Annotated in this window: 17 protein-coding genes; 13 read left to right on the top strand and 4 right to left on the bottom strand. The window is 42.0% G+C overall.

What is annotated here, in order from left to right; genetic code table 11:
- Window positions 1–5: 5 nt before the first annotated feature.
- The 3 genes from L4D20_RS23335 (at window position 6) to L4D20_RS23325 (ending at window position 2,995) form a co-directional block, all read left to right on the top strand.
- Complete coding sequence (locus tag L4D20_RS23335) at window positions 6–497, top strand: cyclin-dependent kinase inhibitor 3 family protein (protein WP_428803978.1); 492 nt, start codon at window positions 6–8, stop codon at window positions 495–497.
- Window positions 498–662: 165 nt separating this feature from the next.
- The gene (arsJ, locus tag L4D20_RS23330) at window positions 663–1,880 is read left to right on the top strand and encodes an organoarsenical effux MFS transporter ArsJ (protein WP_428803977.1); all 1,218 of its coding nucleotides are present in this window, start codon (window positions 663–665) and stop codon (window positions 1,878–1,880) included.
- Between the two features lie 101 nt (window positions 1,881–1,981).
- Window positions 1,982–2,995 (top strand): acyltransferase, encoded by a 1,014-nt coding sequence (locus tag L4D20_RS23325; RefSeq protein ID WP_428803976.1) that lies wholly within the window; start codon window positions 1,982–1,984, stop codon window positions 2,993–2,995.
- A gap of 58 nt (window positions 2,996–3,053) precedes the next feature.
- Here L4D20_RS23325 and L4D20_RS23320 read toward each other — a convergent pair whose 3' ends face one another.
- Window positions 3,054–3,380 carry a DUF2500 domain-containing protein gene (locus L4D20_RS23320; protein ID WP_428803975.1) on the bottom strand — a complete coding sequence of 109 codons (327 nt, stop codon included), beginning with the start codon at window positions 3,378–3,380 and terminating at the stop codon, window positions 3,054–3,056.
- A gap of 238 nt (window positions 3,381–3,618) precedes the next feature.
- Here L4D20_RS23320 and L4D20_RS23315 point away from each other — a divergent pair, with 238 nt between their 5' ends.
- The 4 genes from L4D20_RS23315 to L4D20_RS23300 all read left to right on the top strand — a co-directional run bounded on the left by L4D20_RS23315 (window position 3,619) and on the right by L4D20_RS23300 (window position 6,518).
- Window positions 3,619–3,984, top strand: a complete 366-nt coding sequence (locus tag L4D20_RS23315) for a DUF4145 domain-containing protein (protein WP_428803974.1) — start codon at window positions 3,619–3,621, stop codon at window positions 3,982–3,984.
- 928 nt (window positions 3,985–4,912) lie between these two features.
- Window positions 4,913–5,536 (top strand): lysoplasmalogenase, encoded by a 624-nt coding sequence (locus L4D20_RS23310; RefSeq protein WP_428803973.1) that lies wholly within the window; start codon window positions 4,913–4,915, stop codon window positions 5,534–5,536.
- Between the two features lie 47 nt (window positions 5,537–5,583).
- Window positions 5,584–5,820, top strand: coding sequence for a YecH family metal-binding protein (locus L4D20_RS23305; protein ID WP_428803972.1), 237 nt, complete (start codon window positions 5,584–5,586; stop codon window positions 5,818–5,820).
- A gap of 104 nt (window positions 5,821–5,924) precedes the next feature.
- The gene (locus tag L4D20_RS23300; RefSeq protein WP_428803971.1) at window positions 5,925–6,518 is read left to right on the top strand and encodes a YhgN family NAAT transporter; all 594 of its coding nucleotides are present in this window, start codon (window positions 5,925–5,927) and stop codon (window positions 6,516–6,518) included.
- 87 nt (window positions 6,519–6,605) lie between these two features.
- Here L4D20_RS23300 and L4D20_RS23295 read toward each other — a convergent pair whose 3' ends face one another.
- Window positions 6,606–6,911: a DUF1145 domain-containing protein gene (locus tag L4D20_RS23295; protein WP_428803970.1), complete on the bottom strand. Its 306-nt coding sequence runs from the start codon at window positions 6,909–6,911 to the stop codon at window positions 6,606–6,608.
- A 26-nt stretch (window positions 6,912–6,937) separates the two neighbouring features.
- Window positions 6,938–7,537, bottom strand: coding sequence for a 16S rRNA (guanine(966)-N(2))-methyltransferase RsmD (rsmD, locus tag L4D20_RS23290; RefSeq protein ID WP_428803969.1), 600 nt, complete (start codon window positions 7,535–7,537; stop codon window positions 6,938–6,940).
- Between the two features lie 202 nt (window positions 7,538–7,739).
- On the opposite strand from rsmD, the gene ftsY reads away from it, so the two are divergent.
- The 6 genes from ftsY (at window position 7,740) to glpG (ending at window position 13,480) form a co-directional block, all read left to right on the top strand.
- Entirely contained in the window at window positions 7,740–9,002 is a 1,263-nt protein-coding gene (ftsY, locus tag L4D20_RS23285) for a signal recognition particle-docking protein FtsY (RefSeq protein WP_428803968.1), read from the top strand.
- A gap of 46 nt (window positions 9,003–9,048) precedes the next feature.
- Window positions 9,049–9,723 carry a cell division ATP-binding protein FtsE gene (gene ftsE, locus L4D20_RS23280; protein ID WP_428803967.1) on the top strand — a complete coding sequence of 225 codons (675 nt, stop codon included), beginning with the start codon at window positions 9,049–9,051 and terminating at the stop codon, window positions 9,721–9,723.
- Entirely contained in the window at window positions 9,713–10,681 is a 969-nt protein-coding gene (ftsX, locus tag L4D20_RS23275) for a permease-like cell division protein FtsX (protein WP_428804000.1), read from the top strand. The genes ftsE and ftsX overlap by 11 nt, the downstream gene beginning before the upstream one ends.
- A gap of 285 nt (window positions 10,682–10,966) precedes the next feature.
- On the top strand, window positions 10,967–11,824 hold the full coding sequence (rpoH, locus tag L4D20_RS23270) for an RNA polymerase sigma factor RpoH (RefSeq protein WP_428803966.1): 858 nt from the start codon (window positions 10,967–10,969) through the stop codon (window positions 11,822–11,824).
- A 410-nt stretch (window positions 11,825–12,234) separates the two neighbouring features.
- The gene (gene glpE / locus L4D20_RS23265; RefSeq protein ID WP_428803965.1) at window positions 12,235–12,558 is read left to right on the top strand and encodes a thiosulfate sulfurtransferase GlpE; all 324 of its coding nucleotides are present in this window, start codon (window positions 12,235–12,237) and stop codon (window positions 12,556–12,558) included.
- An 88-nt stretch (window positions 12,559–12,646) separates the two neighbouring features.
- Complete coding sequence (gene glpG, locus L4D20_RS23260; RefSeq protein ID WP_428803964.1) at window positions 12,647–13,480, top strand: rhomboid family intramembrane serine protease GlpG; 834 nt, start codon at window positions 12,647–12,649, stop codon at window positions 13,478–13,480.
- An 86-nt stretch (window positions 13,481–13,566) separates the two neighbouring features.
- On the opposite strand, the gene L4D20_RS23255 is transcribed toward glpG, so the two are convergent.
- The gene (locus L4D20_RS23255) at window positions 13,567–13,974 is read right to left on the bottom strand and encodes a flagellar basal body-associated protein FliL (protein ID WP_428803963.1); all 408 of its coding nucleotides are present in this window, start codon (window positions 13,972–13,974) and stop codon (window positions 13,567–13,569) included.
- Window positions 13,975–14,118: the final 144 nt, after the last annotated feature.

Below are 14,118 nucleotides of genomic sequence, written 5' to 3'. Positions count from 1 at the left end.
GCGTGATGACACATCCAACATGGGAACTGGCCGTTGAAGAAGGTGCTTTAGTATTAACGCCTTGTCCGGGCACGAAAGGAACGGATCTATTAACGTCTTTAGAGCAGCTTAAAGCGCAAGGCGTAAAAGCGATTGTGACAGCGATTAATGCGCAAGAGATGGCCTCGAAGGGAGTTGAAGCACTAGGTGAGCAAACCAAACAACTTGGCATGGAGTGGCATCATATTGTCATTGAAGATGACCAAGCTCCAGATGACGCTTTTGCTCAGCAGTGGGCTAACGCATCGCCACAGTTGCAGAAAATCATCGCGGAAGGTGGCAAGGTTGCGCTTCACTGTATGGGTGGTTCTGGTCGAACGGGGCTATTTGCAGCACATTTACTATTAGAAAGAGAGTGGTCTCTAGATAAAATCATCTCAGAGGTTCAAGCGTTGCGACCTGGTGCCTTTACGAAGGCTATCCAAATAGACTATATCAGCGGTATCGCTGCCCAGTAGTTATTAGTTAACAGTCGCAAATAGTTACTAGTGAAAAATCGATCGGTGACCATTTGCGATCATGGGAACCAAGTGTCTAATATTGGTTAAAGAGCTTTTGGGACATGATGATCCAAAAGCTCTTTTTGATTGAATAGATTGTTGTCTGTAATTTTGAGAATCCATATGTTTTCAAATTTAAGTAAAAGTGTTCGCCAATATATGTTGGTGACATTCAACTACTGGAACTTCACCATCACGGATGGTGCGCTTCGTATGCTAGTGGTTCTGTATTTCTACGATCTTGGCTATAGTTCGTTAGAGATAGCCTCGTTGTTCCTCTTTTATGAATTCTTTGGTGTGGTGACCAACCTCATTGGTGGATGGCTTGGTGCTCGGCTTGGTTTGAATAAGACCATGAACATAGGGTTAGGGATGCAAGTGGTCGCCTTGGGTATGCTGGCTGTGCCAAGTGCGATGCTAACGATTCCTTGGGTGATGGCCGCACAAGCATTGTCGGGTATTGCGAAAGACCTCAATAAGATGAGTGCTAAGAGTTCTATAAAAACCTTGGTACCTGATGAACAGCAAGGTGCATTGTATAAATGGATCGCTATTTTGACGGGGTCTAAAAATGCTCTTAAAGGTGCAGGTTTCTTTATCGGTGGTTTATTGCTTTCAACGATTGGTTTCCAACATGCCGTACTTGCGATGGCAGCGGTACTAACGATGGTATTCATTGGCAGTGTCGTTAGCTTAGAAGCGGATATGGGTAAAGCGAAAAACAAACCTAAATTCAACCAAATTTTCTCCAAGTCAGAATCAATCAATATCCTTTCAGCTGCGCGTATGTTCTTGTTTGGCGCTCGTGATGTGTGGTTTGTTATTGCTTTGCCTATTTATCTTGGCACTGTGTTTGGGTGGGATCATTCATGGGTGGGAGGATTTCTAGCGGCTTGGACGATTGCTTATGGTTTTGTACAAGGAATCGCACCTAAGATAACGGGTAAGGCACAAGGAAAAGTTCCTGATGGACACGCGGCTCTGGTGTGGGCAAGTGCACTAGCGGTAGTGACTGCTTGTATTGCTTATGCGGTACAAATTGGTTGGCAGCCTGAGTTGGTTATTATCGGTGGCCTGATGGTGTTTGGTGCCATATTTGCGGTTAACTCTTCTCTGCATTCGTATCTCATAGTGAGCTATGCAAAAGGTGATGGAGTTTCGTTGGATGTGGGGTTCTATTACATGGCCAATGCGATGGGGCGTCTCATTGGTACCATCTTGTCGGGTTGGGTATTTCAAATGGCAGGCCTTGCAGCGTGTTTATGGGTCTCCTTTGCTTTCCTAGCATTAACATCCTTAATTTCGATTAAACTACCAAAGTTACAATCAGTCAACGCTTGAATTGAATGTAATTAATTAACCAAAAGCTGACGAGTGTGTTACATCGTCAGCATTTTTGTTGCTATATTCAGTCTGTTACCGATACGAATGAGGATAGTGGCTTGAGAGAACGCGTTCAGTTTTTTGATTTATTACGCTGCGTAGCGGCAGTGGCTGTGATCGCAATTCATGTGCTAGCACCGTATCGACATGAGCTTGGTGTTATTCCATTTGATCAATGGGTTACAGCGGTGAGTGTCAATGGCGTATCTCGCTGGGCTGTTCCTGTTTTTATTTTGATTACTGGTGCGTTGATGCTGAGCGATCAGCGTCCGTTTGATGCTAAATATTATGTTAAGCGTCGTTTGGGCAAAGTGCTGCTTCCCTTTATTGCATGGTCTCTGTTTTATGCGTATCTATCTGGTTGGACATTAGCGGGTTATGACGGTGATGTGACTACAGAGGTTTTATCGGAAAGCTTAACCCACTCGACTTATTATCATTTAGGCTTCTTTTACTACTTTATTCCGCTTTATTTTGTGATTCCTTTGCTACAGATATTTGTTCGTCGAACCACTGATGAGGCTGTGTATGCGTTGGTGGCTGTTTGGCTGCTAACTTCTGTATTGTATCTATTTAAGATTGATGGGCCTTGGAGCAATCAACTCTGGTTATATGCAGGTTACCTTCCACTTGGGTATGTCTTGTTTAAGAAGGTCCCGCTCAATAAAACCAGTGTCGGAATCTTTACCGCTCTTGGTATTACAGCGCTGCTGGCTACGGTGCTATCTGTGGTGAGTTTAAGCATTGAAGCGGAAGAGTACACTGTTGCTCGCTGGCTCTCTTACAAGACCCTAAATGTGATACTCGCAGCGAGCATGATATTTATGTTATGTCGTTATTTTGGTGAGGGGTTATCTGCTCGAACCACGAAAGTGGTTGGATTGATTAGTCAAAATAGTTTAGGTATCTATATTCTTCATCCAATATTTCTATGGCCGATGAAGGAGTTTGGTTGGTATCAGGGACATCCTGCTTGGGTTATCCCTGTTTGGATCGTCATCAGTGGTGCTGGTGCTCTGTGTTTAAGCTGGCTATTCTCACGCTCAGCGAAGACTAGCTGGCTACTGCCATAAGCGGTGAAGTTTACTGCTTAAGAACGGTAGCATTTAAAAAGTTCAGTATTTAAAAGCTTCAGCGTTTAAGTGCAAAGTGGAGGAATTTATCACCTTGATAGGTGAGCTTTCCTTTATCACCAGGGTTAAGTGCATGGTAGTAATGAACACCAATTTGAAATTCGCGCTTAGGCCCTAAGTGCCCACGTTGGACATAAATCCAAAACTCGTCCTCTTCACCTGGCTCTGCGTCAGGGACTTGGATGACTTGTTTATCTAAAATAGTCACGTTGACCGACTGTTCAGGTGCGTTTTCTCCCTGCATATGCCTTCGGTAAAAACCGAGAAAGACCCAAGCTGCAACTAATGCTAGTAGGGTAATTGCAATAAAAAGTAAAACAGGCATGACGCTCTCCATAGTATCGACGCGCTATTGTAGCTCTGAGAGTAATGGAGTTAGCAATTAGAGATCATGATTCGTGAGCCATGTATGAATCTAATCATTAATTTGGTTAGATAATCATATTTTCAATGAGTTATAGATCTAGGTTTATCGTTTAATTTTCTAAAAAACTCGAAAAAGTGATCCGCATATAGAAGAATACAAGTGTGCCTGTCTACAATAATAGTGATGGAGGAACGTGATGTCGGATATTGAAAAAGTTGTTTTACGAACTCGTAAACTCGAGACATTGCTTCGAGGGCAATATCATGCGGAAGGGAAAGGCCTACATCAGTTAATTACTAGCTGTGAAGAGCGTTTACCTCATGACGTGATTGGAAAGCTAAGATACATAGCGACAATTCGTAATAAAATCGTTCATGAAGACGAGTATGAACTCGAAGATCGTAAGGCGTTCTTGTCTACATGTGATGAATGTGAACAGGAGCTAACACCAAGAAGTAGTCGCTTTATCTGGAGAGTGGCTATTACATTGATGGCACTCATTACTCTGGTAGCGCTGGGGTTTTACTATGTGCATTGGGATGAACTATCTAAACATTTATAAGAAATATTAATTAGTTAGCACGGTGTGTGGCTGAAATTTATCGAACTATATTACAAATAAACAAAAGGGACGCATTTGCGTCCCTTTTGTTTATTTGTAAGTTTAGTAATACATCATAGGTAGTATCATTAAGCCTGTTACTACGGCGATCATTACAAGTCCTTGTTTTTGTGAAGAAGTAATCATAACTCTGCTCCTATATGTCGATGTTAGTTACTATGCTTATTAGAATAGCACCACTTTAGTGGTTTGATCAAGTTCAACTTGATCAAACTTGCAAAAACCTAACTTTACTGAGGTAGAATTGACGAAAAATGGAAGGAAAGTCGTTGTGTTTCTTACTGTTTCTATTTTGAACTGATTGTTTTATTAATTATCGTTTTTGTTTTAACCTCATGATTTTAAGTAATAAAAAATGGTCTTGTTTTTGTTCGGTAATGTTAAATTATTTATTACACGGTCTTGGTGGTCAAACGGGAAGGTAGCTATGTTAATTCTTGTTTATTATTTTTATTGAGCGAAAATTATTGGACCTTCACTTGTAACATTTGATGAAAATGCTGCGCGAGTTGTTATTTTTACTACTATCTTGACCTTGATAGTGACAGCGGAAAGCAAGTGCTGAAATTTGCATTTTTAGTTGGTAAGTTATTGTATTTTAGGTTGGTTTGTTTTCTTGGATTAATGTGTTCTGTTTTGATGATGGTGACTTCCGTAACGATAGCTGCATGACATCTTGAATTTATGACCACCTTGGCCGATATACGACGGTTATACCTAATTTCTTAACTGCTTTGTTTAAGTCCTCCCTAAACTCATATGAAGAGGTTTAAAAGGAATTACTATCGAGATCCAAGTTTTGTCATACACCTCTAGACATCACTTATTACAAGCATAAACTGGCGGCGTAATGAATAGGGGTATTGGTATGTGGAGTTGGATGTCTGTCGCCCTGGCAGGCTTTGTTAGTATTTCAGCAAATGAAAGCAGTAAAAACACTCAAGCTATGGCATTTCGAGCCGTGAGCTTCGCATTTTTATTGGTCATCTTGTATCAACAAAATAATGAATTATCATCAGTCCAGCTATGGGTAGCACTCGGACTAGGTGTGTCGATGATTGCCGATACGTTGTATTTATTAAAAAGAAACCACAGACTTTGCTTTAGCTGCTTTTTGATTGCTCAGGTCTGCCTTAGTAAATCCTTTTGGGTTCAGCTATCTGGTGGTGTTGAGTGGTGGTTACCTGCTTTTTTATTAGCAAGTGGTGTTGTGGCTTTTTTCCTACTGCTCCCACAAATAGATAGGCTTATTTTTCCTGTCACGATCATGGGGTTAGTCTTAGTCCAATTAGCTTGGGCTGCTGGTGCTGTCTGGTTGCTACAATCTTCACTATTAAGCTTAATCGGCTTTATCGGTACCTTGGTACTGATTCTATCGGCTGTACTACTCGCTATTCATGATTACCGACGTCCAATCGTTGGTGGCCGCTATGTGGTGTCCGGAGCCTATTTGTTGGCTTATTCACTGATCACAGCTTCTGCTGTTGTATAATATTGGGTTGAGATACAACTCAATTATCAAGTAAAGAGAATACAAAAATGTCGACTGAAATCCATGCACATGCCGTACTTAACATGCTACGTGAGCAAGCTATGACAGAAGAAGCACTACGAGAAGCGATTAATAAACAGTATGGAGAGGGCGTTAAGTTTCGGACTTGCAGTAAAGATGGCTTTGATCTTGAATCATTACTGGCTTTCTTTAAGCAAAGAGAGAAAGTCTGGGTCAAAGATGGTGTTTGGACTCTCAATGCTGAACGAGTGTGTAGCCACTAATTTATAGAGTTGGTAATCGTCCAATACCTAGATAGGTAAGCAGGTTTCTTAAAGGCGTTGAAATCGTTATACTGCGCCAACTATTTTTAAGAGACCTGTTTGCTATGGAAATCCTATCTGCTGCGACCATGTTATTCCTCATCATGGATCCCCTTGGCAATCTTCCTATTGTTCTTTCAATACTCAAACACTTAGATCCTAAGCGTAGAAAAAAAGTACTATTCAGAGAGCTACTATTTGCTCTTGGAATACTGTTGCTGTTTCTATTTGCTGGTCAAAGCATCATGAACTTCTTACATGTCGAACCGGAAACGCTGAGTATTTCTGGCGGTATTATCTTGTTTATTATCGCGATTAAAATGATCTTCCCAAGTGCAGGAAGCATTACTGGCCTAGCGGCGGGTGAGGAACCTTTCATCGTGCCGATGGCAATTCCGATGATAGCTGGCCCTTCTGTTATTGCTGCGTTATTACTTCTCTCTAGTCAGCACCCTGACAATATGTTGGAGCTTTCCGCGGCTGTGATGCTGGCATGGGGCGCGACGTTCTTCATACTCATGTTCTCAGGCTTCTTCCATCGTATTTTGGGCGAGAGAGGCTTGAAAGCGATAGAGAGATTAATGGGATTACTGTTGGTAATGATTTCGACGCAGATGTTCCTGAACGGTGTTAAAGGCTATATGAGTGTGGCGAGTTAATCCTTCATTGCTCTACGTTTTACAACCTATAGAAAAGCCGCTCACTGAGCGGCTTTTTTGTGCTAGAAACATTATTAACAAGCAGAGCTACTCTTCAGACTCTTTCTGCTGTGTTACTACTTCAGGCAGCAAACGTTTATTACGAATATCGATAACAGCGCAGACGCCAAAAACAAGAATAGAGAGCCTATCTCCCCAAGTCATTTTCAACTGTTTTGAAAAGGCCGCTGAAAAAATCACAGTTTGCAGTAGGTGAGTAAAGAGTAAGAACCCCATAATGATATACAGCACCAAATCGAGCGGGTAATGGAATGGCGTGATGATATTATAAATCAGCACCAACCAAACGATCGACGTGACTGCTTTTGCGATAATTATTCCCACATTCATCATAGTCTCCTTGTGATAATGACTTAAGGTTACAGCTCTTTTCTAGTAAACAGACGATAGCTCAGTTGCCCAGTCGTCTTCTCTCGGTAGGTATGCCAGTGAGGCGGTATGCCTTCAAGCGTCAGCTCTTTTTCGGTCTCAACATAAATTAATGCATCGTCACTGAGCCAGTTGTTCTGCTCTAGCAAGACAATAGCTTCAGCAAGAAGCCCTTTTCTAAAAGGGGGATCGATAAAGACAATATCAAACGGTGTACCTGCCTGTTTTAAGTAAACCAAGCTGTCGCTATTCACGATATTGATATTCTCAGCTTTGACGGCTTCTGCATTGGTTTTTAACTGCCTGTAGGCTTGGCTGTTAAGCTCAATAAGAGTGACTGATTCAGCTTGGCGAGAAGCAGCTTCAAAACCCAAGCCTCCCGAGCCGGCAAAGAGATCCAAACATTTAGCGTGGGGCACATCTTGTGCCAACCAGTTAAAGAGGGTTTCTTTGACTCTGTCCGTCGTCGGTCTTAGCCCTTCTAAATCGTGAACAGGCAGTTTTCTACCTCTCCACAGGCCGCTGATAATACGAACAAAGCCAGTGGAAGGCTTTTTTTGTGATGTGTTTTGCTGGCGACGTCTTACCATGGATTTTTTGACCGCTAATTAAGTGTTACTATACACCGCTACCTTAAATGTATCGGTAGGGTGTAAATCTGAATTTAATAATGACAGAGTGTACCAATCTAATTGAAGGTTTTTCACTGCTTTGTCATTTTCTTTTCTATAGAAGAGATAATTCTATAAGAAAAGTGTTGTTGTTAGTTTAGTAAATCTAGGATATCTCCAGATGACGGAAAAAAAGAAACGCGGCTTACTCTCTTGGCTTGGCTTTGGTGATGAAGAGCAAACCAAAGAATCACCAAAATTAGACTCAGCAGAGCAACAAGACGAGCCTGAGTTATTACAAGACTCATCAGTTGATGAACAGTCAGCGTTAAAAGAACAGTCAGCCGAAGAAGTGTTGGTGGAATCACCTGAGCCTTCCGCAATTGAGCCACAGCCGGTTGAAGAACCTGTTGAGATAAGCAGTGAAGTGGATGACTCTGTTCTAGCAGAAGCAGAAGCAGAAGCAGAAGCAGAAGCAGAAGCAGAAGCAGAAGCAAGAGTTGAAGAGCAAGAGAAACCAACCGAAAGTTTCTTTACTCGTTTAAAGCGCAGCTTAAGTCGAACTAAAGCCAATATTGGTGCTGGCTTCTTCGGCCTATTTAAAGGCAAGCAGATTGATGACGATTTGTTTGAAGAGCTAGAAGAGCAACTTTTGATTGCTGATGTGGGTATGACCACGACGGTCAAAATCATTGAAAGCCTAACGGACAAAGCCTCGCGCCAAGATTTAAAAGATGGTGAGGCGCTGTACGGACTACTAAAAGAAGAGATGTCTGAGATTTTATCGACAGTGGATAAACCTTTAGTCGTTGATACAACAAAAACACCTTACGTTATCTTGATGGTGGGTGTGAACGGTGTCGGTAAAACGACAACGATTGGTAAACTGGCAAAACAGTTCCAGAGCGATGGTAAGAAAGTGATGCTAGCAGCTGGTGATACTTTCCGTGCTGCGGCCGTTGAGCAACTTCAAGTTTGGGGTGAACGTAATAATGTCCCTGTGATCGCTCAACATACGGGCGCTGATAGTGCCTCTGTTATCTATGATGCAATAGAAGCAGCAAAAGCGCGTGGCGTTGATGTTGTCATTGCCGATACAGCTGGTCGCTTACAAAATAAAGCTAATCTAATGGAAGAGCTGAAGAAAATTGTTCGCGTGATGAAGAAGATTGATGACTCAGCCCCTCATGAAATTATGCTGACGTTGGATGCGGGTACCGGCCAGAATGCAATAAGCCAAGCAAAACTCTTTAGTGACGTAGCACCTGTAACGGGCATTACTCTCACTAAGTTAGATGGCACCGCAAAAGGTGGTGTTATATTTGCCATTGCGGACCAGTTTCAGATTCCAATTCGTTACATAGGCGTTGGAGAAGGGATAGACGATCTTCGTCCATTTAAAACAGAAGAGTTTGTTGAAGCGCTGTTTAGTCGAGAAGAATAGCCGTCGTTTAATCGTAATGGACTGTAGATTGTAAGAGGAAGCGTAGGTGATTAGTTTTCAGCAAGTAAGTAAAGCGTATCGTGGTGGTCGTCAGGCGCTACAAAAAGTCGATTTTCACCTGAAGAGGGGCGAAATGGCCTTTTTAGGTGGTCACTCTGGTGCGGGTAAAAGTACCTTGCTGAAACTTATCTGCGCGATGGAGCGACCAACCGATGGTAAAGTTGCTTTCAATGGCCATGACATCACTCGTATCCCCAATAAAGACATCCCTTTTTTACGTCGTAATATAGGCATTGTTTTTCAAGACCACCGACTATTAATGGACCGAAGTGTCTTTGATAATGTGGCTTTGCCTATGCGAATTGAGTCTATCTCTGAGGCTGACATTAAGCGCCGAGTCAGTGCAGCACTAGATAAGACGGACCTACTTGATAAAGCACGCTGTCTACCTAGTCAGCTTTCAGGTGGTGAGCAGCAACGAGTCGGCATTGCTCGCGCAGTGGTTAATCGACCTACATTACTGCTGGCTGATGAGCCAACAGGTAACCTTGACCCTGAACTTTCTAGTCGCGTCTTAAAGTTGTTTGAAGAGTTTAATCGAGCGGGTGTGACGATCATACTGGCTACCCACGACATCGGCTTAGTCAATACTCGTCCTCAATATCGCCACTTAGAGTTAAATCAAGGGTTTTTAAGTGAGGTTTCAGATTATGGGCGGTAATGTTCGTAACAAAAAATCGGCGAAAAAACGCCCTCAAAGTCCATTTAAAACAGTTGGCTTCTTCCGATCTCATATCAATCAAGCGAAGAGTTCATTTTCTTCTTTGTGGGTTAGACCTCTCGGAAATATTCTCACTTTAGCGGTTATTTCGATGGCTCTGGCGATGCCTGCTTGCTTGTATCTGTTGGGTAAGAATATGGCCGCGGTTGCTGACAATGTGGTGAGCCCTTCTCAAGTAAGCGCCTATATTGTTGAGCAGACACCAGAAGCAAGAATTATGGTGTTAAAGGATGAAATAGAAAGCCGATCTGAAGTAGCGCATGTCGAATACATTTCGTCACAGCAAGGGTTAGATGACCTTAGCCAGTACTCTGGTTTTGAACAAGCTATTAGTCTACTCGATGACTATGCGTTACCGAGTGTACTTGTGATAACCCCAAGTGCCGATGATAAACAGTTGATTGAAGCAATCGTTGATGGCTTGAAAGAGAACAAAGAGATAACCGATATTCGTCTAGATGAAGATTGGCTGACTCGCTTAGACGCTATTCAAGCGCTCATTACCGTGATAGTTGTGACGCTCTCTATATTGATGTTGACCTCGGTTTTTCTTATTGTAGGCAATACCTTACGTTTTAATGTTCTTGCTAATAAAGACGAGATTCAAACCATGAAGCTTATCGGTGCTACTGATGGTTTTATTTTGCGTCCTTATGTGTACTCCGGAATGTGGTTTGGTTTATTAGGCGCGCTGTCTGCGTGGGTACTAACTGCGCTGATTACAATACTACTTAACGGCACCGTAAAAGATTTGGCAATGCTTTACGATAGCCACTTTAGATTGATAGGACTGAGCTGGGATGAGTCTCTACTGCTTGTGATGCTAGGTTTACTGCTTGGTTGTGCAGCAGCCAAAGTATCGGCCAAACGTCATTTAAAAGAAATTGAACCAGTTTAATTTGGTAATGTCGTAATTTAATCGATAAGTAAAGAAACTCGTGTAATAGTGATGTACTTATAAGGATAGCGACGTACTTATAAATAACGCTTAACGTGTTTAAGTAGCGCCTAGAGCCAATTAGCTTCGAAACTTGAACATAAACTTTAGCGTGAACCCTATTTTGACTTGTAACAGTTATAGGTTTGTGCATAATAATTGACCCCTGCTTGAAACCTGTTCATATTGAGTTCAAGTGAAATGGGGTAAACCTATAATCCAGATCAGAGATTGATGAGGAATTGAATGGCAACTAAATCGTATTCAATGGCAGTAGTATCGCAAGATAGCCTAGATAGCTATATTCGTTCAGCACATAGCTATCCAATGCTAAAGCCGGAAGAAGAGCGTGAACTCGCAGAAAGATTACATTACAAAGGTGAACTAGAGGCTGCTAAAGGTCTTATCTTGTCACACCTTCGATTCGTCGTTCATGTCGCTCGTGGTTATTCAGGTTACGGCTTACCAATGGCTGATCTTGTTCAAGAAGGTAATATTGGCCTGATGAAAGCGGTAAAACGCTTTAACCCTGAAGTGGGTGTTCGCTTGGTTTCTTTTGCTGTGCATTGGATTAAAGCGGAAATTCACGAATACGTATTACGTAACTGGCGTATCGTTAAAATTGCAACAACCAAAGCGCAACGTAAATTGTTTTTCAATCTACGTAAATCGAAAAAGCGTTTGGGTTGGTTTAATAACGGTGAAGTCGAAACGGTTGCTCGCGAACTGGGTGTTGAACCTTCAGAAGTTCGTGAAATGGAATCTCGCTTAGCGGCGCAAGACTCTACGTTTGAAATGCCAAACGATGATGACGAAAGTGGTCACTCGTATACAGCTCCAGTACTTTATTTAGAGGATCAGGCGTCTGATCTTGCTGATAATGTGGAAGCATCGAATTGGGAAACTCATACCAATAATCGACTTAGCCACGCTTTAGCAACACTTGATGATCGCAGCCAACACATTGTTCGCTCACGCTGGTTAGACGATAACAAAACGACATTGCAAGAGCTTGCTGAAGTCTATGGCGTTTCTGCTGAACGTATTCGTCAGCTAGAAAAGAATGCGATGAAGAAACTAAAAGCCGCAGTCGGTGAGTTTTAACACGTAGCAGGCCTGCGACAGGTTAGCTTTAGAATTATAGAAAGCCGAGATCATTTGATCTCGGCTTTTTTGTTTTTGTGATCTAATAACAATCAGGTATTTACAAGCTTGCCTGTGGGTAACTCTGTGCAAAGTTTATTGAGCACCTGTCAGAAAGCGGGGTAAATAAAGGCTTCATGGGTAATATTCCTATGGGGATACTTTTCCATTTACTCACAAATAAATAAAGATCAACACTATATATAGTAGATCAAAGGATCCAAAACCACGTTATCAACGCAATCCACAGACTTATGCACAATCTAGTACTTGTTCAGCGCTGGTGGATAACCCTATTGCTTGTTGGTACTTATCAAGCTTGGGATAGGTTACAATCACACTTCAAAAGTTAGAGATACATAGGTGTAAAATTGGACCAATTTCAAACCATCAATATTGAGCAAACGCAGACATTATTACTAAAACCGGAGGCGATTTTGGCCGATACTCGAGATAGCCAATCATTTGCTCAAGGGCATGTAGAAGAAGCTTTCCCGTTAAACAATGACACCATTGTTGAGTTTATGAATGAAGTGGAGTTTGAACAGCCTATTCTTGTCATGTGTTATCACGGAATTAGCAGCCAAAACGTGGCTCAATATTTGATTAATCAAGGTTATAGTGAAGTGTACAGTGTTGATGGCGGCATAGAAGCGTGGCGAAGAGCAGGATTACCTCTAACCGTATCAAAATAGAGTAACGGCATCAGAGTAGAGCGAGTGCTTGTAATTCAACTCATCAGCGGCGATATTGATTGGCTTCGTACAAATAAGTAGATAGCAAATGATTCGATTACTAACCGTGAGTAACCCTAGAGCCGCACAAGCTTTTATTGATTACATGGCTTCTAGGAAGATTGAAGTACGTATGATGCCAGAAGGCGAAGGGCAGTTTGCACTGTGGTTGTTAGATGGTCAGCATCAAATCGAAGTTGAAGTGGAACTTGAACACTTTCTGAGTAATCCAACAGATAATAAGTATCAAGCTGCATCATGGGCGATGGCAGAGTCACGAACCAACGTTTTTTCTTATCATATGCCTAGCTTTATTGACATGATAAAAGTGAAAGCGGGGCCTGTTACTTTGTTCGGCATGGTGTTGTGCATTGTTGTCTTTGCATTGCTACAGCTTGGTTTTAGAAATAATTTATTTTCACTACTTCACTTCCCTGCAGACCCGAGTCAACAGATCCAGATCTGGCGCTGGTTTACCCATGCTATCCTCCACTTTTCTGCAATGCATATCGTCTTTAATATACTGTGGTGGTGGCAGCTCGGTGGTGATATAGAAAAACGCCTTGGTTCGTTAAAGCTATTACAGATCTTTGCTATATCGGCAGCGCTATCTGGTGCTGGGCAGTATTGGGTTGAAGGGGCTAATTTTGGCGGTTTATCAGGGGTTGTATACGCTTTGGTGGGTTATTTATGGATGATGGGTGTTAAGGCGCCTCACTTAGGGTTAAACATGCCAAAACCGTTGATTGGCTTTATGTTAGTTTGGTTAGTATTAGGGTTTGTTCAGCCTTACATGGCGATTGCCAACACCGCGCATTTAGTAGGTTTGATTTCAGGTGTAGGGCTTGGGCTTCTCGATGCGAGTAAGAAGAAGCTCGCTTAATCGGAAAATACATTGATTTGAAGAGTTGATAGGCTTACTTCAAAAGAGTAAGCCTAATTGATAGAGTCGATATAGGTTTCTTAAGTCTACTGATATAGGTATTTAGTGAATAGTAGATCTGCGATGATCGTTCGACCTGTTTCTGGCAGAAGTGTTTCATTAAGTTGATCAACCAAAATTTTACGTAGATCTTCTCTTCCTGAAAGAGATTTTATAGTATCTTCTGATTGCTGACCAAGTAGCTCTATCACTGCGTCTCTAATGAGTGGCTGATGCTGTTCAACAATAGGTAAATCCGCGGCGCTTGCCACCATAATATCGATGCGAACCTGAATGTAGCCCAGCTTTTTGCCCTTGGTATAAAAGTTCGTGGTGAGATCCGGTTCTAAAGTGAAGTAGGCAAGTTGAGGTACCGCTTCTTCTTCCGCGTAACTTGGCAGCGAAAAGAGTAGACTAAAAATAGCAATTGTTTGGACTAGGTAACGTTTAAGCATATAAATGACTTTTCTTTTTTATAATGATGATACTCGTATCTATAGAGTCTTGTTACAATGGAGTATCTGTTTGTAATGAAATGCGGTTTGCATCCCTCGGTTGGTTTTGACCAATCTTTGCAGCTTTATTCTACGATGTTAAAG

The organism is Vibrio kyushuensis (assembly GCF_050337325.1).
Taxonomy (GTDB): domain Bacteria; phylum Pseudomonadota; class Gammaproteobacteria; order Enterobacterales; family Vibrionaceae; genus Vibrio; species Vibrio kyushuensis.
This window is presented reverse-complemented; position numbering and strand designations above follow the sequence as displayed.